Below are 17,397 nucleotides of genomic sequence, written 5' to 3'. Positions count from 1 at the left end.
AAACATCTTAAATTATTACTTTGTCAACATCGGTTAATTTTGGGATTATAACATTCCAATGATGTTGGTCTTGTATTTTTACTCTAAACGCATCTAAAGCGGTAGGTTCTCCATGAATTAAATATACTTTTTCAGGAATGTTTTTAATAGAGCTCATCCAATTTAATAAATCGTTTTGATCGGCATGTGCAGATAAACTTTCTATACTATCTATAGTCGCTTTTACGGGATAGTATTTTCCAAAAAATCTTATTTCGTGCGCACCATCTAATAGTAGTCTTCCACGAGTTCCTTCTGCTTGGTAACCAACTAATAGTACGGTTGTAGAAGGTTCATCTATAAGTTGTTTTAAATAGGTAAGGACACGGCCTCCTGTAACCATCCCACTACCAGCAATGACTATTTTAGACCTTTTATCATCAATGGTTTCCCATGTTTCTCTATACGATTCTACTATATTTACATGGTTGCACATGTCCTTATATTCTGAATCAGATAATTTATGCCATTGTGGAAAACGTTTAAAGACATTTAATACATTGTAGCCCATAGGACTGTCTATAAAAATAGGAATATTAGGGATTTTGTTCTTTTTATAAAGTTGCCATAAAATATACATTAAGGTTTGTAAGCGTTCTACGGCAAAGCTAGGAATGATTAAATTGCCTTTTTTTTGCAACGTCTCTAAAATAATTGAGGTTAATTTTTCTTCAACGTCTTCTTTAGGATGTAGTTTGTTTCCATACGTACTTTCTATAAATAGAAAATCTGCCCATTCTGGTTGTTTAGGTTGGTATAGCAAATAATCATTATATCTTCCTATATCTCCAGAAAAAACAAAACGTTTATTATTAATGTCTATTTCTATAAATGTAGCACCAATGATATGACCGTTATATTGAAAACGATATTTAATATGCTCGGACAAATTTATCCATTTGTCTGGTACTTGTGTTTCAAATAATTTAATAGTTTCTTCTGCTTCTTTAACTGTGTAGAACGGTAATGCTGGTTTATGTTTGCTGTATTTTTCTTTGTTGGCTTGTTCTGCTTCTTCCTCTTGTATTTTGGCACTGTCTTTTAATATTATTTCTGTAATAGCCATTGTTGGTGCAGTACCAACTATCTTTCCTGAGAATCCTTGTTGTAATAAACGAGGTAAATAGCCAACATGATCTAAATGTCCATGAGTTAGTAGCACAATATCAATGGCATTAACATCTATAGGGAGATTACTCCAATTAAGCTGTCGCAACTCTTTTAACCCTTGAAACATACCACAATCTATCATAATATTTTTCTCAGAAGTTTCAATAAGAAACTTGGATCCTGTGACAATACCAGAAGCACCTAAGAAGTTAATTTTTGCGAATTTTTCCATGATTTAGTGATTAGTGTTTGGACATAATTGTGCGATTTCATTCAGTATTTTATTTTTTCTAGATTCAGAAATACCTAAATGGTCTAAGTAAAATTTGTCGTGCAGCAATTGTCTGCACATTACCACATCTCTACTTAATAAAAATTGTTTTTCTCGTTTAGATAGCAAGGTAGAAACCGTAATTGGATATAGGCCTAATCTATCTATTCTGTCTTTTAATGCGTCATTTTTAGGATAGTCCCAACTCAATAAATAGAGACCGCAACATTTGCCATATAGTAAGGCATCTTCTGTAAAACGTGTATTGGTAACCACCCAACCTTGGTCTAGCAACGTGCCATTTTTAAGGTTAGCATTCCAAAATGATTTTACATCTTGATATCTTGAGTTAATATATAAGGGAATTTTTACATTACAATTTAAGCCTTGTTCACTATGGTATTTACATTCTATAATCGTTGTTTTATTTTTTTTATGTGCTAAGACATCAATCTCATGCTTAACACATTTTCCTTGTAAAATTTGGCCTACTTCTGTTTTGTAGCCAGAATACTTTAAAAGTTCACTTATAAAACGCTCAAAAGGAAAGCCAGTTGGACCTAACTCATAAATAGCTTTTTTTAGTTTGTATTTTGAGGCGAAATAACTTTTCTTCTTTTTTAAAAGTGCAAATGCTCTATTATAGATTTCTTTGGTGGAAATACCTTGGTATAACTCGTCTCTTACATTATCAATAATACCATCTATAGTTTCTTTGTCGGCTCCTGTATTTTTTAAAGAACTTCGCAATTTATCTAAAGAAAATCTTACTTTTTCTCCCGAGGATTTAATAATATTAATTGACTCGTTATTCATTATTTTTCTGGTTTAAGTATAACAACTACTTCGATTTAAAAAAGTCTCTTATAAATGCTTTAACTTGGTTATCCGTCATACTATCTGCTTTTTTTACAGCCTTTATTTTAGTACTCAATTTTTTGTAATTTTTATGAAGCTCTTTATTAAACTGTTCATTGGTACCAGCAGGTCCAAAAATCACCAAAGCATCAGTGTCATTAATTTGAGAGGCAATAGCGTTAAAATATTGCTTTAACTCATGTTTTTCGCGATCTAAATATTTACTATCATGCACAACATCTTGTGGACCACCTTTTATTTTTGTGCCAGAACCACCATGAGGATTGTAACGATTGATATTAGATGTAATCGTATGTAACGTTTCCTTGTTGTTTTCAATACTTACGATTATAGCTTTCTTTTTATCTAGCCAAATACCTGTATTTTTCATTGAAAATTTATATTTAGTCCTCTTACAAAAGAGAATATTGTTAACAAAATCTTTGAATTAGTTTCTTAAGTCGTGCATGGTTAATATCGGAACCTTAAGATGAAATGAAATTTTCTTAACCATTGGATTGGTCAATATACTTCCAAAAAACGCATGCTTTTTATTTATAAACGCAACCATATCACTAGTTCTACTCTCTACAAAAATATTTACTGCAGGCATTACGGAATTATGAGATAAATTATGGAATTTATAGCGCGTACCTTTTAAGATTTTTTCAAGCAATTCCTTGTTTTCTTTTTGACTAGAATCTAGTTCTGTTGTTTCAAGAATATGGAGTACAACAATGGTTGCATCGCATTTATTTGCAATGTCAATTAAATAGGTAAGTTCTCTTCTTTTGTAATTAGTTTTAAAGTCTGTAGGAAAAACAATTTCTTTAGGTAATTCTAAATTAGCGTTTAATGGTACTACAAGTATTGGGCAATTTCTAACTTTTTCCATCACATCTACAGCAACACTTCCAAATGCAGAATTGCTAGCATTTGTTTTGCCTTTGGTACCCATAATTACAATTTCAATATCCTTTTGTGCTACAACATTTTTAATAGCTTCAACAACATGGTTATACTTTGAGATGACTTCAAAATTGTGTTTAGGATTATGATGGTCACTCATGGTAATCATATCAAAAACCTTGGCTAAACCATTTTCGGAATTTAGTTTTGCGCTTTCAAAAAGCTCGCTACCAGGTTCCATATTCATTAAGCTTTCTAGGATATTGCTTGTTCCAGAAAATACATTTAGTAAATAAAAATCGCAATAATCATTTTTGTATAATTCTCTAGCGTAATTAATTGCTTTAATTGAGCTTTTAGAAAAATCGGTCGGTAATAATATTTGATGTCTCATGATGGTGTAATTTTAACGCTTCTATTAAAATTAGCTTTTTCATGGGCTTTTTGAAATGATATCCATCAGTCACTACTAGGAACCACTAGAAAAGGTATTGTAGGATGTAGTCCTATTTTCTTTACAACAGGTTCTTTAATGATATCTTCAAAAAAACTATGCTTGTAGCTTATCATAGTAAGCATATTAATATCAAATTCTTTAATAAAATCTTTTATAGCATGTTCTTTATTGTCGTAATCAATCATCCAATGGCAACTGTGTTTATGGTCTTCTAAATAGGCTTTTAACATGGCCAAATTGTAATTTTGCTTTTCGCTAAGATTACTTTTTTTATTAATATGGAATACTCTAATTTTAGAATTATGTAGTTTACAAACCTGTTTTATTTGATCTAATTCTTCACCGTAAAAATGATTATAATCTGTTGGGAATGCAACTTGATTTGGTTTAACATACTCGTATCCAGCTGGTATAATTAATAATGGACAAAGCTTCATTTTACTTACAATGTTAACCGTATTACTTCCATATAGAAATTCGCTAACACCAGAAGCTCCTTTGGTTCCCATAATTACCAAGTCTATGTTTTGGTCTTTAACGGTTGTTTCAACAGCATCTAAAAGAGGTTCAGTACTTAAAATAGATTTAAAAATGTGTTTAGGATTGGTCTTACTTACTTCTGCCAAATCTAAAAGCTCTTTTAAATGAATATTTGCATCTTTTTTTAAGGTTTCAATGTAATTAGATGTTATGTAAGTTCTAGATAAAGAATTAGAAAATTTCCATGCATGTAAAAAGTAAAATGTACATGGCTCTTCCTTGTAAAATTGAAATGCATAAATAGCTGCACTCCATGCGTTATCGGAAAAATCTGTTGGTAATAATATATGATGTTCCATTATTAGTTATTTTATAATTCTATATTAAAAATACTTGATAGCCTAACTAAAAAATATGATTTATATCAGTTTGTACATGGAATAACCATAAAAGGAGTATTGGGTTTAAAACCTAGTTTTTTTATTACAGGTTCTTTTATTATACCTTCAATAAAACTATGTTTATAGTTAATCATGGCCAAAATATTTATTTGTAGCTCTTCAATAAAATCATTGATGGCCTCTGTTTTTTTTCCATAATCTGGCATCCAATGAAAACTATTTGGATAATCCTTTAAAGCTATTTTTAGCTGATTTAAATTATGTTCTTGTAATTCTGTTAGCTCGTCTTCTTTATTTATGTGAACAATTCTAATTGTAGAATTATAAAGGTCTGCTAAGCGTGTTAATGGTGAAATTTCTTCACCATAAAAGCGGTTGAAGTCTGTAGGGAAAGCAATTTGCTCTGGTTTAACAAAGTCGTATTCATCTGGTACTACCAATATAGGGCAGCTTTTTACCTTTTTTATAATATGTACTGTATTACTACCAAAAACGATTTCTTTGGCCTTTGTAGCTCCTTTTGTGCCCATTACAACAAGATCAATATTCTCCTTTTCTATAACCACTTCCATGGTAGATTGTAGATCATGGGAAGATAAAATAATTTCGAAATTATGATTGGCATTTGCATTGGCTTTTTCTGCCATTTCTCTCAATTCTGAGAGTTCTTTCATGGCATTTTCTTTCAAAACACGTATTAATTTATTAGACATGTTTGACATTGTAGAAATTTTCATTTTCGATGAATGTAGAAAGTGAAACGTACACACTTCATCTTGATATAACTTTAATGCATATACTGCAGCACTCCATGCGTTATCTGAGAAATCTGTTGGTAATAGGATGTGTTTTGTCATGTTGTAAATCTTAATATTAATACTGAGGAGATGCGTTTAAAACGCTATTTTTAAATCATATAAATCAATGCTTAGAAGGAAGTACTAAAAAAGGCACATTCAAATTAAATCCGATTTGGTTGAGTGTCGATTTAAAGAATAGATTTTCAAAGAAAGAGTGTTTGTTGTTTACCATTGCCAATAGATTAATTTTAGATTTTATTTGAAATTGATCAATAGCCTCAGTAACATTCATGCTTTTGTAATGATGAAATAAATAGGATAAAGTTTTAAACTGTTTTTCAAGTTCTAATTGGTTATTTTTTTGTTTTTCTGTTAAATCGTAGCCTGTAGATACGTGCAGTGCGTTAATCCGTGCAATATTAGTTTTTGCTATGTCTTTTAAGATATCTAACTGAAAGTCATTATAGTTCACCTCAAGATCAGTAGGGAAAAGTATTTCGTGTGGTTTTTCAAAATCAAAATCTGAAGGAATCGCCAAAACCGGACATTTTATGTCTTTAAAAACATGTACAGTATTGGATCCAAATAGCACCTCTTTGGCACCAGTTGCACCTTTGGTTCCCATGATTATAAGATCCGTTTTATTTTCTGATAAAAATTCTCTAATGCCAGAAACTAAGGTGTTAAATCTTGCTAAGGTTGTAAATGTGTGTTTAGAATTATCGTCGAAGGTTTCAGATATTTTTTCAACAATTTCTTTAAGGTTTTCTTGCGCTGTATTTCTAATAGCATCTGCTAAACCAAACTGAGCAGGATATCCTAAAACGTATTCAACATTATAGATTATAGGTGTATACGTGTTTAATATATGAAATGTACAAGTTTCCTTTTTAAAAAGTTTAATAGCATAAACTATGGCATTCCATGAATTGTCTGAAAAATCGGTAGGTAAGAGTACGTGTTTCATGACTTTGTGTGTTTTATATTTTTGTCAATTTCGCTTTGTGTTTTGCATAGCTAACAATGGTATTTCTAATCCAAGACTCACTTTATCGATAGCCGAAGGGAATAGCATATCCTCTAAAAATGAATGTTGGGTGTTTACCATAGTAATCATATCAATATTGTTTTCTTGGATATAATTCTTAATAGCTTCATCTAATTTTTTGCTATCTATAATTTTAAAATTCACTGTGTTGTTGCGTAACGTATCTTTTATAAAATCTTTGTTGTCTTCTTGTCTTATAGATAATTTTTTGCTTGTTGAAATGTATATGACGTCTATGACACTTCTGTAAGATTTTGCTAAATCTGATAACAGTTTTAATTCTCTGCGTTTATATGGAATTAAATAATTGGTAGGGAAAACAATATGCTTAGGTTGTGTGTTAGTATAATTGGTTGGTATTGCTAAAACCGGACATTGTACATATTTTAAAACCTGGAATGTTTGACTTCCAAATACTATGTGACGTTCGTTAGATTTACCTTTTGTGCCCATTACAATTAAATCTATATTCTTTTCATCTGCAATAGCGTTTGCCTCTTCTACAAGTGTGTTATTTGCAGAAATAGTATGATAGGTATATCTAGGATTTGGCGCTATTTTTTTAACGTCTTCTAGTAGTTTTTCTAAATTCTTTTGTGATGCGGTTTTTATTTTATTTAATACTTCCTCAGACTTCTCGCGTGAGACTAGTTCTTCGTGGTCATAGAATTCATTTTGGTAAGCATGCATAAAATAAAATACTGTTTTTTGATACTTAAAAAATTCTAAAGCATATTTAACAGCATTCATTGCATTTTCTGAAAAATCGGTTGGTATAAGTATGCTTTCCATGGCTTAAAGATTTATATTGTTTTAAAATTAGATCTTAAAACCAAGTATTACAATGATATATGTCATGTAAAAAGTTTGTTCGCAATTAACTCTTATTTAGTTAGTCTTTGTGTATGGCTAATTGAATTTTACATATTGAAAATTTAAAAATTAGAAAGTAAAACAGCTACTTGTTTGTAACTTATGTTTAGCTGTAGTACGTAATAGTAGTGGTGTTTTGTGCCTTATTTTTAATAAAATTTATTAAAACTTAATACAAAAAGAAACAGGAAGCGAATAACTTCCTGTTTCAAATTAATAGTATTCAATGCTATAGTCTGGTTTATGCAATCATTAAAACCTATGCTTGTTTCAAATAATTAATGTCCCTTAAATAAACTTTAGAATTAAATACTATTTGGCAAATTTTCTCCCATTTTACTCTGAGATTATGAGTGTTATAAAAGAAACAGGAAGTTTTACCTTCCTGTTTCCGCAAAGCGTTCAATTTTATAATTTAGTTTTCATAGCAGTTTAAAGAACTCTTTAGGTCTTAAGAAAAACTGAAAGTATTTACAACTAAATCATATTTTTAAACGCCTCTCAGCAGACTTAATATTTAACAATATAAAATCTGTATAATTTTTTTAAAAAAAACAGGAAGTCGAAACCTCCTGTTTCCTCAGAGTATTCAATTTTAAAACCAACCATATGAAACTCTTAATAAAACGATATAAATAAAGTTTATTAAAAATACATTTAAGCAAAATTTTAATTTTAAATACTTCTGCGTTAGACTTTACATCTTACAATGCAAAATCTGCAAGTTTTAAATTAACAAGATGTTGAAACCTCTTGTTCTAAATCCATTTTAGTTTATTATTTAATTTTTGGTTTCTCTAAGAAATCTTCATTCTTAAAGTAATTAGAAAACCATATATTATAATTAAACAATAGCTTTTAAAAAATTTAAAACTTTATATTTTTAAGTTTTCAGTATAGAAAAGAACATTTTTTATGTTTCACTAAATTACAATCTAAATACAGTACTGTAAATGATGGATATCAGTTTTTGAAAATAATATGATATTAATTGATTTTTACTAAAAAGAGAGTCGAGTTTTATTCTACGACTCTCTTTTTTGATTAATAGCATTTTTAAAGAAAATTTTAATTTCTTTGAATCAGATGTGATAAAAATAAAGACATAATTAGATACTGTCACTGATATATATCAGTTGGTACTTATTTTTGGTTAAATAAGCACAATGCCATACGTTGTGTTAAGTAAATAAAGGCCTACAAAAAATAAAAGCATGTAAATGACTTGTACAAGCTTAATATTTACCAATTCTAAAAAAGATACGGTTTGTTTGGGTAGTACAAATAATGCCAAACCAATAAACAAAGACAACCATCCGATTAAGGTTATAATTAGTTTATAATTAAGTTCCCAGATATTATGAAATATAATATTGATTAAGCCAATAATAATGGCAATAAACGCAGATAGGATTAAAAATTTTTCGTCGTTTAGATCTGAGAATATTTGTTTTATTCGTTTTGGGTTGAGACTTAAAATTAAAAAAAATATAATTAGATACCATCCCCAAAATTTTGCAAATAACATTGAATTATCCATAATATTTATTTTTTTCGTGTAATACCATAACAGGTATATCTGTATGATAACTTATTTCTTCAACTTTTGAATGAAATAATATTTGTTGAAAATAATTTAGATTCTTAGCTACCATACATATCATATCTATATCTCTGCTTTCTACAAAACATTGAATGGCATCTTCTACTTTTTTGTTAGATAAAAAATGAAACGTATATGGGTTATGGTTAAAATAGTCCTCTAATAATTCTTTACTGGCTTTTTGATCATTGTTTAATTCAACTTTAGTTTTCTTAATATGAAGAATTCTTAGAGTAGAATTAAAATTTTCTAAAATTTCTGAAATAGGTTGTAATACTTGTAAGCCATGAGATAACGAAAAATCGGTAGGGAATGCTATTTCTTTAGGCTTTACAAATTCTGCATTTTCTGGTACAGCTATCATATTACATTTTACTTTAGTAATTACATCTGCTGTGTTAGAGCCTAGAATAATTTTTTCTAATCCAGAGGCTCCTTTTGTTCCCATCACAATACAATCAATTTCTTTTTCATCTACCTGTTTACGAATAGATTCTATAAAAAATCCAAAATCTGTAAGTGTGTAAAATTTATGATTTTTGTGTTCTATATTTAATTTAGAAATTTGTCTTAGTAGATCTCGTAATTTTTGTTTAGAAGGCTTTATGTATAGTTTATCTATAACTTCTGCATCTAACATTAAAGCAGAATCGTTTACTGCGATATTCTCAAATCTATTAACATGCAGTAAATAAAAGTGACATTCTGTGTTTTCAAAAAAATGAATAGCATACTTAATAGCATTCCATGAATTTTCTGAAAAATCCGTAGGTAATAGTATATTTTTCATTGAACAAAATCTTAATCTAACAAATTTAGAGTTAAGATGTTGTAATTAAAATGATATATATCATTTAGAATTGATCCTTTTACGACCTACAAATTTCTTTTAGTTTTTCTAAGTCTATCACTTTAATATTTCTGCCGTCAGCCGTTATAATTCCTTGCTTTTTAAAACTGGTTAATGCTCTTATTAAAGTTTCTGTGGCAATGCCAGCAACACTTGCCAAATCACTTCTAGAAATTTTAATAGGATCTTCTGGTTTTCTATTAATTTTTTCTGCAAATTTTAAAATGGTGCCAGCTGTCTTTTTATTTACAGATCCATAGGCCATTTCTAACAGCTGATTTTTAATTTGTAGTAAATCATCAGACAATAATTGCATAAGCTCTATAGACAAATGATGGTTATCATTTAGTATTTCATTAAACTGTATTGTAGAAACACCAACGAGTTCTACATCTTCAATTGCTGTAGCGGTTTCTTTATGTGGTTTATTGTTTGTAAAAGAAGAATAACCAAATAAATCATCCTCTTTATATAATGCAGTAACAAGTTCTTTTCCTTGCTCGTCAATTTGGTAGCACTTTACAGTACCTTTATTTATTAGATATATAAAATTAGAGTGATCACCTTCTCGGTAGATAACACAGTCTTTTTCATATTTAAAATTAGTGCCATTATCATCAAAAAAAATCTTTAATTCGTTAATTGTTTTTATTTCATTAGGATCTTCTTCTTTAATTTGTTTAATGTTTTTTTTACTTACCCAAGCATCTTTAAGGATGGCTGCTTTTGCAAGTCTACTTTCTATAGCGCTAATTAATTCGTCTTCGCTAAAGGGTTTTGTGATGTAATCATCGGCTCCTAAATTCATTCCTTTTCTTACATCTCTATGTTCTGTTTTTGCAGATAAAAAGATAAAAGGAATATACTTGGTTGATTTATTTTTAGATAAGATTTTAAGTGTGTCATAACCATCTAATTCTGGCATCATTATATCACAAACAATAATATCTGGATTGTGTTTTTTTGCCATATCAACACCAATTTTACCATTAGATGCAGTAATAACTTTGTAGTTAGAAAGTTCTAATAATTCTGCAGTATTGTCTCTTAATACACTATCGTCTTCAATAATTAAAATTGTCTTCATGGATTTGCTGTATTAGGAATTTTTATAGTAAACGTCGTTCCTTTCTGTTCTTCACTAATAAAACTAATAGTGCCACCTATGTTTTCTAAATGGTTTTTAGCAATATTTAAACCAATACCTGTACCTTGGGTATTAATTACATTTTCGGCTCTAAAGTAACGCTCAAAAATATGTTTCTGGTCATTTAAAGGAATCCCAATTCCACTATCTATAACTTGTATAGTTGTAATAGTGTTATTTTGTTCAATGGTAATAGTAATATCTGTATCTTCTGGGGAATATTTAATAGCATTATTAACTAAGTTAGTTAATATGAGTTCTATAACTTTTTCATCTTGGTAAAGGGATAGGTCATCTATATGATCTGGATATTTAATATTCTGGTTCTTTTTTAATAGCATGTTAGCGTTATAAACTACTTCGTCTATAACTTTACTGATTTTAAAATGATTATAGTTATAATTCATTTTACCAGTTTCTAGTTTTTCTAGCGATAAAAAGTCGTTAAGAATATTGTTTAGATAATGTACCTTGTCAGATATTGTTTTTATATGTTTATTGCGCTTTTCTTGATCTTTGGTGAGTTGATATTTACTTAATAAAACAGAAGAGGTTAATATACCGCTTAAAGGCGTTTTAAACTCGTGTGAAACCAGAGATAAAAATTTTGTTTTCAGTTCATTAAGTTCTTTTTCTTTAGAAAGTGCAATTTTAAGTTGTTCTGTACGTTCTTCTACTTTCTTTTCAAGTCTTTCGGTATAGTTTTTACGTTCTGTAATATCTAAAATAATAACAACAATAACATCTCTTTCTCCTAAACTAGAGAGTTGCATGTGTACTTCTACAGGATATGTTGTGCCATCTTTGCGTTGGTGAACATTTTCAAATTCTAATTTTTCTACGTTTTTTTTAAGAAGTTTTTCTACATGTTTTTTAAATTCTATTTGATGTATTTCGGTTTTTAGATCTAATGGAGTCATAGTTTTTAACTCTTCAATTGTATAACCTAAATTCTTTTGAGCTCCATAATTAGCATTTATAAATTTTAAAGTTTTGGCATCAAATACATAAATTTCATTTAAAGATTCATCAAAAATTGTTGCTAAATGGTTACGTTCAGCTTCTGTTTTTTTCCTAAGCGTTACATCATTCTGAATACCAATAAAATTAGTCACAACACCTTTATTATCTATAATTGGCATAATGTAGAGGTCATTCCAAAATAATGTACCATCTTTTTTATAGTTGCGTAACGTCACTTGGCAACTTTTCCCTTTTTTAACGGCTTGCCTTAATTCTTTTAACGGTTCTTGATTTCTGTCTTTGCCTTGTAAAAATCTACAATTATGGTTAAGGATTTCTTCGCTAGAATATCCTGTGAGATTTTGAAAAGCAGCATTAAAATAAATTATAGGATTGTCTGGTTTTTGGGCATCTGTAATTACAATACCATTAATTGCAGATTGCAGAGCACTACTTTTTAGCATTAAGTTCTTTTCGGTCTCTTTTATTGCAGAAACGTCCTTAATAAGTGCCATCACATAATTCTTATCGTAAATTTTAAATGGATTGAGTTCTATTTCAATATTAATAACATCACCAGATTTTTTTAAACCATAAATATCTATGGCATCAACCATACTTCTTTTTTTATCCTCTTTAATAAAATCTATAAAGTGTTGTTTGTGTTTATGATGATATTTTGAAGGTATAAGTAGGTTTAGTTTTTTATTTATTAATTCATTTTTCTCGTACCCAAATATAGATTCAGCAGTAGTATTAATATCCACTATAAGTTGGTTGTTGTCAACAATAATAACGCCTTCAGAAACGGCTTCTAATAAAATGTTGAATACTTCTTGATCTTGTTGAAGCATGGATGGGAGTTTTAATAAAAGGTAAAATTAAAGTTAACTATTTTTATAAGAATTGCCTAATTCTAATTAGTTAAGTTTTTTGTAAATATTTAGAACTGATCTATATCATAGCAAAAATAGAAGCTGTATTGTATTTTTAAACTTAAACCACATGGTATTATGAAAGTTAGTAAACATATAGCGCTTCAATTTTGCCAAAACTTAGGTAAGCTTTTTTATGCTTTTGCTGCTGTTGATAAATCTGTTAACGACGAAGAGATTTCTACAGTAAAAAGATTGGTAGAAAAATATTGGTTGCAACAAGATTTAATTGTGTCTTGCTCTCAAAATGACGCAAAAAATGCCATAATAGATACTTTTAATTGGCTGTGTAAGGATATGGAGTACGATGCCCAAACGTGCTACAATAGCTTCATTAATTTTAAAAAACAGAACAATTTTATTTTTACGGAAGATATTAAAAAGCTGATTATAAAAACGGTTGGTAAAATATCATCTAGTTTCTCTGGTCAGAACAAATCCGAACTTATTTTGCTAGCTAAACTTAATATTGAATTAAAGAAACTAAATACATAAATCTATTAATCTAAGTTATCATTATGGTTAAGTCTGATCAATATCATTTAGATTTCATTGGTCTAACGCTAATTTTGAAGTATTAACTTTTTAAATTAAGAAATTATGAAAAAGTCAGCAGTTTTATTTTTAGCACTAATTACCTTTTCGATATTTGGATTTGCTCAAACTATCGAAAATATAGAGTTTGTCTCTCCATTTCATAATGATATGGCAGCGATAAAAAAAGATGGAAAATGGGCATTTATTAATAGAGATGGACAGCTTGTTATAGATTTTAGAACCGATTTAGTTACTACAAGTACAGAAGAAGGTGAATATCCTATGTTTAATAATGATAGATGTCCTATTGTAGAGGAAAAAGCCGGAATATCATATTTTGGGTTTATTGATAAATCTGGTAAAACAGTTATTGAGCCAAAGTTTTTAAATAGTAGTGATTTTAAGAATGGTACCGCAATTGCATTAGAAGTCATTAAAAAAGTCATCGGCAAAAACACAGCATTAGATAAAGATATTGTTAATTATAGATATTACGAAGTTATTATTGACACTAACGGAAAGATTCTGTATTACCTTACTCAAGATGGTGTAAATGTTGTTTTAGATAAAGATTTTTTAAGAGCAGTACCACCAATCACTTCAAAACAAATTTCAGAAGATCTTTACGTTGTTAAAAACAAAAAAGACTTATGGGAGATTATTAAGGTAAACTATTAGTCTTAAAATGAAAGCAAATTTTAGCATAGGTCGTGTTTCTGGAATTAAGATTATTGTCCATTGGACGTTTTTCTTTTTAATTGCTTGGGTTGTAATTGAGGAATTAAGACAAGGCGGAAACCTAGAAAGTACACTCTTCAATGTTACTTTTATTTTGGCCGTTTTTGCATGTGTTGTTTTACATGAGTTAGGGCATGCTTTAATGGCAAAGCATTTTGGCATTAAAACCGAAAAAATAACACTGCTTCCTATTGGAGGAATGGCAAGTTTAGAAAAGCTTCCTGAGTCACCTAAACAAGAATTTTTAGTGGTTATTGCTGGTCCAATGGTAAATGTTGTAATTGCTATTTTGTTATATTTTATTGTTCCTGTTAAAGCTTATATACAATTAAATTTTACCGAAACTTTTGAAGCTTTAATGCGTTTTGATGTACAGAGTTTTTTGTTTTTCTTATTTGTTGTTAATGTTGGTTTGGTTATTTTTAATCTTATTCCGGCTTTTCCTATGGATGGAGGTCGTATGCTTAGAGCATTATTGGCAATGAAAATTGGACGTGTAAAAGCTACTGACATCGCATCGCGAATAGGGCTAATGTTTGCGGTTGTGTTTTTATTAGTTGGTTTGCTTTATAATCCGTTTTTAGTTTTTATAGCGTTGTTTATTTTTTTAGGTGCTTTTGGTGAAAATCGGTTTGTAAAACATTTATCTTTATTAGATGGCCATAGTGTAGAAGAAGCAATGTTGCTAAATATCACAACTTTTAAACCTCAAGATTCATTAGATCTTGTGGTTAATAAAATAATTTCTGGTACAGAAACTAATTTTGTGGTAGTAGAGGATAATACGGTAAAAGGAATATTGCATCATAAAACAATAATAGACAATTCAAACAAATCGATTTTAGTGGAGACTCTTATGGATACCAATTTTAAAACCGTTAAAAGTTCTGATAATCTCAAAACTGTGTATCAACTTATTTATAATAATAAGCAAGAGTTTTTTCCTGTAATAGATAATGGTAAGCTTGTAGGTGCTATTGATTCTACAAATTTAAATGAGTATATTATGTTGCAATTAAAACTAGATTATAAAACATGAAAATTTGTTATTATTTAAGCCTTGTTTTACTTGTGTTATCTTGTACAAATAAACAAGATAAAGTGTTGCCTGTAGAGCGTTCATTGTCAGAATCTGTTTATTCTTCAGTAACCATTCAACCAGACAGTCTTTATCAAGTTTATGCCATAGTTTCGGGTATTATAGATAATAATTTGGTAGAAGAAGGCGATTTGGTAACTGTAAATCAAGACCTGTTTCAAATTATAAATAATACGCCAAAACTAAATACTCAAAATGCGCAATTTGCCTTAAACTTAGCACAAGAAAACTATAAAGGAAATGCAACGCTTTTAAATAGTATTGAAAGTGAGATTGAAGCGGCCGAATTAAAATTTAAAAATGACTCCATTAATTATTTTAGACAAAAAAGACTTTGGGATCAACATATAGGTTCTAAAGCGCAATACGATACTCAAAAACTTAATTACCAGTTGGCATCTAATCAATTAAATGTATTACAAAATAAATTAAGCCGAACAAAAAACGAATTACACACAGCATTAAATCAAGCACAAAATAATTATCAATCTGCTACTATTAACACAAACGATTTTACAGTAAAAAGTAAAATAAATGGTAAAGTATATGCGGTAAATAAGGAACCTGGTGAAATTGTAACCAGCATGGAGCCTTTAGCAACAATTGGTAGTGCCAACCGATTTATTATTGAACTTTTAGTTGATGAGGTAGATATTGTTAATGTTGAAAAATCACAAAAAGTACTCATTAATCTCGATGCTTATAAAGACACTATTTTTGAAGCTAAAATTTCTAAAATATATCCTAAAAAAGACGAGCGCAACCAAACTTTTCTTGTAGAAGCTGTGTTTGTAAAGCAACCTAAAGTTCTTTATCCTGGATTATCTGGTGAAGCTAACATAGTTATAGCCCAAAAAGAAAACGTATTAACTATACCAAAAACCTATTTAATTGAAGATGACAAGGTTAAAACAGAAAATGGTATCGTAACCGTATCTACTGGATTGCAAAATATGGATGATATTGAAATCTTATCTGGTATAACTAAAGATACATACATTTATAAACCAGACTAATGGCAAATTGGAAGGTTATATTAAGTATTGCAAAAACGCATTTACTCACTAAAATAAAGCAAACCTCTATTGCTGCACTTGGTGTTACATTTGGTATTGGGTCTTATATTACTTTAGTTAGTTTTATGACGGGTTTAAATACCATGTTAGATGATTTAATCTTAAACCAGACACCACATATACATGTTTACAATGAAATTGAACCTTCAAAAGCTCAACCTGTTTCATTATACGATGATTTTAAGGAAAGCCTTAATGTTGTACATTCCATTAAGCCAAAATTAAGTCAGAAAAAAATACATAATGCTTTACCAATTATAAGTTATTTAGAGCGAAACGAAGCTGTACGTGGTGCGTTGCCACAGATAAAAACACAAATTTTTTATATCGCAGGATCTATAGAGTTGGGTGGTAACCTTACAGGCATAAATCCTATTGATGAAGCTAATCTTTTTAATATGAGTGACTATATTGTTGAAGGATCTGCAGAAGCATTACAAAATACAGATAATGGTATTCTCTTAGGTATTGGAATTGCCGAAAAAATGACTCTAAAATTAGGCGATAGGGTGCAAGTGAGTCCAATAAATGGTGGAACTTTTCCACTTAAAATTGTTGGGTTTTATCAAAGTGGTATTGCAGAAATAGATGCCATACAGAGCTTTACAAATATTAAAACGATACAGCGTATTTTAGGAGAAGCTAATAATTATATCACAGATATTAATATAAAATTATTTGATATTGAAAAAGCAACACCTTTAGCTAAAAAAATTGAACAGCAGTTTAATTTAAAAGCCATAGACATTAAAACCGCAAATGCACAGTTTGAGACAGGTACTTCTGTACGTAATCTTATTACTTACGCTGTATCTATAACATTACTCATTGTTGCTGGATTTGGAATATACAATATTCTAAATATGCTTATCTATGAAAAAATGAATGATATCGCTATTTTAAAAGCAACAGGATTTTCTGGTAAGGATGTGCAACTTATTTTTATGAGTCAAGCTATGATAATTGGCTTTGCAGGTGGTATTCTAGGCTTGCTTTTAGGTTTTGGTTTAGCCAGTTTAATTGCTACTATTCCATTTCAAACAGAAGCCTTACCAACGGTAGATACATATCCTATAAATATGAATCCTTTATTTTTTATTATCGGTTTTACTTTTGCAATGATTTCAACATGTCTTGCAGGTTATTTACCGTCTAAAAAAGCTAAAAAAATTGATCCAGTAAAAATTATAAGAGGCCAGTAGT

Annotated in this window: 17 protein-coding genes; 5 read left to right on the top strand and 12 right to left on the bottom strand. The window is 29.4% G+C overall.

Annotated features, from left to right (window positions below; all coding sequences use genetic code 11):
- Positions 1-7: 7 nt before the first annotated feature.
- The 12 genes from HNV10_RS15390 to HNV10_RS15335 all read right to left on the bottom strand — a co-directional run bounded on the left by HNV10_RS15390 (position 8) and on the right by HNV10_RS15335 (position 12,663).
- Entirely contained in the window at positions 8-1,381 is a 1,374-nt protein-coding gene (locus HNV10_RS15390) for an MBL fold metallo-hydrolase RNA specificity domain-containing protein (protein ID WP_173302287.1), read from the bottom strand.
- 3 nt (positions 1,382-1,384) lie between these two features.
- Positions 1,385-2,236 (bottom strand): ATP cone domain-containing protein, encoded by an 852-nt coding sequence (locus HNV10_RS15385; protein ID WP_173302286.1) that lies wholly within the window; start codon positions 2,234-2,236, stop codon positions 1,385-1,387.
- A gap of 25 nt (positions 2,237-2,261) precedes the next feature.
- On the bottom strand, positions 2,262-2,669 hold the full coding sequence (locus HNV10_RS15380) for a hypothetical protein (protein ID WP_173302285.1): 408 nt from the start codon (positions 2,667-2,669) through the stop codon (positions 2,262-2,264).
- A 57-nt stretch (positions 2,670-2,726) separates the two neighbouring features.
- Positions 2,727-3,581 carry a universal stress protein gene (locus HNV10_RS15375; RefSeq protein ID WP_173302284.1) on the bottom strand — a complete coding sequence of 285 codons (855 nt, stop codon included), beginning with the start codon at positions 3,579-3,581 and terminating at the stop codon, positions 2,727-2,729.
- Positions 3,582-3,646: 65 nt separating this feature from the next.
- Positions 3,647-4,483 (bottom strand): universal stress protein, encoded by an 837-nt coding sequence (locus HNV10_RS15370; protein WP_173302283.1) that lies wholly within the window; start codon positions 4,481-4,483, stop codon positions 3,647-3,649.
- A 65-nt stretch (positions 4,484-4,548) separates the two neighbouring features.
- The gene (locus HNV10_RS15365; protein ID WP_173302282.1) at positions 4,549-5,382 is read right to left on the bottom strand and encodes a universal stress protein; all 834 of its coding nucleotides are present in this window, start codon (positions 5,380-5,382) and stop codon (positions 4,549-4,551) included.
- A 64-nt stretch (positions 5,383-5,446) separates the two neighbouring features.
- On the bottom strand, positions 5,447-6,292 hold the full coding sequence (locus tag HNV10_RS15360) for a universal stress protein (RefSeq protein WP_173302281.1): 846 nt from the start codon (positions 6,290-6,292) through the stop codon (positions 5,447-5,449).
- A 24-nt stretch (positions 6,293-6,316) separates the two neighbouring features.
- Complete coding sequence (locus HNV10_RS15355) at positions 6,317-7,165, bottom strand: universal stress protein (protein WP_173302280.1); 849 nt, start codon at positions 7,163-7,165, stop codon at positions 6,317-6,319.
- A 1,234-nt stretch (positions 7,166-8,399) separates the two neighbouring features.
- Positions 8,400-8,786: a hypothetical protein gene (locus tag HNV10_RS15350; protein WP_173302279.1), complete on the bottom strand. Its 387-nt coding sequence runs from the start codon at positions 8,784-8,786 to the stop codon at positions 8,400-8,402.
- Positions 8,779-9,639 carry a universal stress protein gene (locus HNV10_RS15345; protein WP_173302278.1) on the bottom strand — a complete coding sequence of 287 codons (861 nt, stop codon included), beginning with the start codon at positions 9,637-9,639 and terminating at the stop codon, positions 8,779-8,781. Before HNV10_RS15345 ends, HNV10_RS15350 begins: the two co-directional genes overlap by 8 nt.
- A gap of 79 nt (positions 9,640-9,718) precedes the next feature.
- Positions 9,719-10,786 carry a response regulator gene (locus HNV10_RS15340; protein ID WP_173302277.1) on the bottom strand — a complete coding sequence of 356 codons (1,068 nt, stop codon included), beginning with the start codon at positions 10,784-10,786 and terminating at the stop codon, positions 9,719-9,721.
- A complete protein-coding gene (locus HNV10_RS15335; protein WP_173302276.1) occupies positions 10,783-12,663 on the bottom strand; it encodes a sensor histidine kinase in 1,881 nt (626 codons plus the stop codon). Before HNV10_RS15335 ends, HNV10_RS15340 begins: the two co-directional genes overlap by 4 nt.
- A gap of 159 nt (positions 12,664-12,822) precedes the next feature.
- Here HNV10_RS15335 and HNV10_RS15330 point away from each other — a divergent pair, with 159 nt between their 5' ends.
- From HNV10_RS15330 to HNV10_RS15310, 5 genes are all read left to right on the top strand, one after another.
- Positions 12,823-13,239, top strand: a complete 417-nt coding sequence (locus HNV10_RS15330) for a hypothetical protein (protein ID WP_173302275.1) — start codon at positions 12,823-12,825, stop codon at positions 13,237-13,239.
- 105 nt (positions 13,240-13,344) lie between these two features.
- The gene (locus HNV10_RS15325; protein ID WP_173302274.1) at positions 13,345-13,959 is read left to right on the top strand and encodes a WG repeat-containing protein; all 615 of its coding nucleotides are present in this window, start codon (positions 13,345-13,347) and stop codon (positions 13,957-13,959) included.
- Positions 13,960-13,966: 7 nt separating this feature from the next.
- Positions 13,967-15,058 carry a site-2 protease family protein gene (locus HNV10_RS15320; RefSeq protein ID WP_173302273.1) on the top strand — a complete coding sequence of 364 codons (1,092 nt, stop codon included), beginning with the start codon at positions 13,967-13,969 and terminating at the stop codon, positions 15,056-15,058.
- On the top strand, positions 15,055-16,134 hold the full coding sequence (locus tag HNV10_RS15315) for an efflux RND transporter periplasmic adaptor subunit (RefSeq protein WP_173302272.1): 1,080 nt from the start codon (positions 15,055-15,057) through the stop codon (positions 16,132-16,134). The genes HNV10_RS15320 and HNV10_RS15315 overlap by 4 nt, the downstream gene beginning before the upstream one ends.
- On the top strand, positions 16,134-17,396 hold the full coding sequence (locus HNV10_RS15310) for an ABC transporter permease (RefSeq protein ID WP_173302271.1): 1,263 nt from the start codon (positions 16,134-16,136) through the stop codon (positions 17,394-17,396). The genes HNV10_RS15315 and HNV10_RS15310 overlap by 1 nt, the downstream gene beginning before the upstream one ends.
- Position 17,397: the final 1 nt, after the last annotated feature.

This window comes from Winogradskyella litoriviva, from assembly GCF_013249065.1.
GTDB classification, from domain to species: domain Bacteria; phylum Bacteroidota; class Bacteroidia; order Flavobacteriales; family Flavobacteriaceae; genus Winogradskyella; species Winogradskyella litoriviva.
This window is presented reverse-complemented; position numbering and strand designations above follow the sequence as displayed.

Excerpts from the sequence above, each read along its gene's own strand:
- HNV10_RS15390 (WP_173302287.1), bottom strand. The coding sequence starts at position 1,381 with ATGGAAAAATTCGCAAAAATTAACTTCTTAGGTGCTTCTGGTATTGTC.
- HNV10_RS15385 (WP_173302286.1), bottom strand. The coding sequence starts at position 2,236 with ATGAATAACGAGTCAATTAATATTATTAAATCCTCGGGAGAAAAAGTA.
- HNV10_RS15380 (WP_173302285.1), bottom strand. The coding sequence starts at position 2,669 with ATGAAAAATACAGGTATTTGGCTAGATAAAAAGAAAGCTATAATCGTA.
- HNV10_RS15375 (WP_173302284.1), bottom strand. The coding sequence starts at position 3,581 with ATGAGACATCAAATATTATTACCGACCGATTTTTCTAAAAGCTCAATT.
- HNV10_RS15370 (WP_173302283.1), bottom strand. The coding sequence starts at position 4,483 with ATGGAACATCATATATTATTACCAACAGATTTTTCCGATAACGCATGG.
- HNV10_RS15365 (WP_173302282.1), bottom strand. The coding sequence starts at position 5,382 with ATGACAAAACACATCCTATTACCAACAGATTTCTCAGATAACGCATGG.
- HNV10_RS15360 (WP_173302281.1), bottom strand. The coding sequence starts at position 6,292 with ATGAAACACGTACTCTTACCTACCGATTTTTCAGACAATTCATGGAAT.
- HNV10_RS15355 (WP_173302280.1), bottom strand. The coding sequence starts at position 7,165 with ATGGAAAGCATACTTATACCAACCGATTTTTCAGAAAATGCAATGAAT.
- HNV10_RS15350 (WP_173302279.1), bottom strand. The coding sequence starts at position 8,786 with ATGGATAATTCAATGTTATTTGCAAAATTTTGGGGATGGTATCTAATT.
- HNV10_RS15345 (WP_173302278.1), bottom strand. The coding sequence starts at position 9,639 with ATGAAAAATATACTATTACCTACGGATTTTTCAGAAAATTCATGGAAT.
- HNV10_RS15340 (WP_173302277.1), bottom strand. The coding sequence starts at position 10,786 with ATGAAGACAATTTTAATTATTGAAGACGATAGTGTATTAAGAGACAAT.
- HNV10_RS15335 (WP_173302276.1), bottom strand. The coding sequence starts at position 12,663 with ATGCTTCAACAAGATCAAGAAGTATTCAACATTTTATTAGAAGCCGTT.
- HNV10_RS15330 (WP_173302275.1), top strand. The coding sequence starts at position 12,823 with ATGAAAGTTAGTAAACATATAGCGCTTCAATTTTGCCAAAACTTAGGT.
- HNV10_RS15325 (WP_173302274.1), top strand. The coding sequence starts at position 13,345 with ATGAAAAAGTCAGCAGTTTTATTTTTAGCACTAATTACCTTTTCGATA.
- HNV10_RS15320 (WP_173302273.1), top strand. The coding sequence starts at position 13,967 with ATGAAAGCAAATTTTAGCATAGGTCGTGTTTCTGGAATTAAGATTATT.
- HNV10_RS15315 (WP_173302272.1), top strand. The coding sequence starts at position 15,055 with ATGAAAATTTGTTATTATTTAAGCCTTGTTTTACTTGTGTTATCTTGT.
- HNV10_RS15310 (WP_173302271.1), top strand. The coding sequence starts at position 16,134 with ATGGCAAATTGGAAGGTTATATTAAGTATTGCAAAAACGCATTTACTC.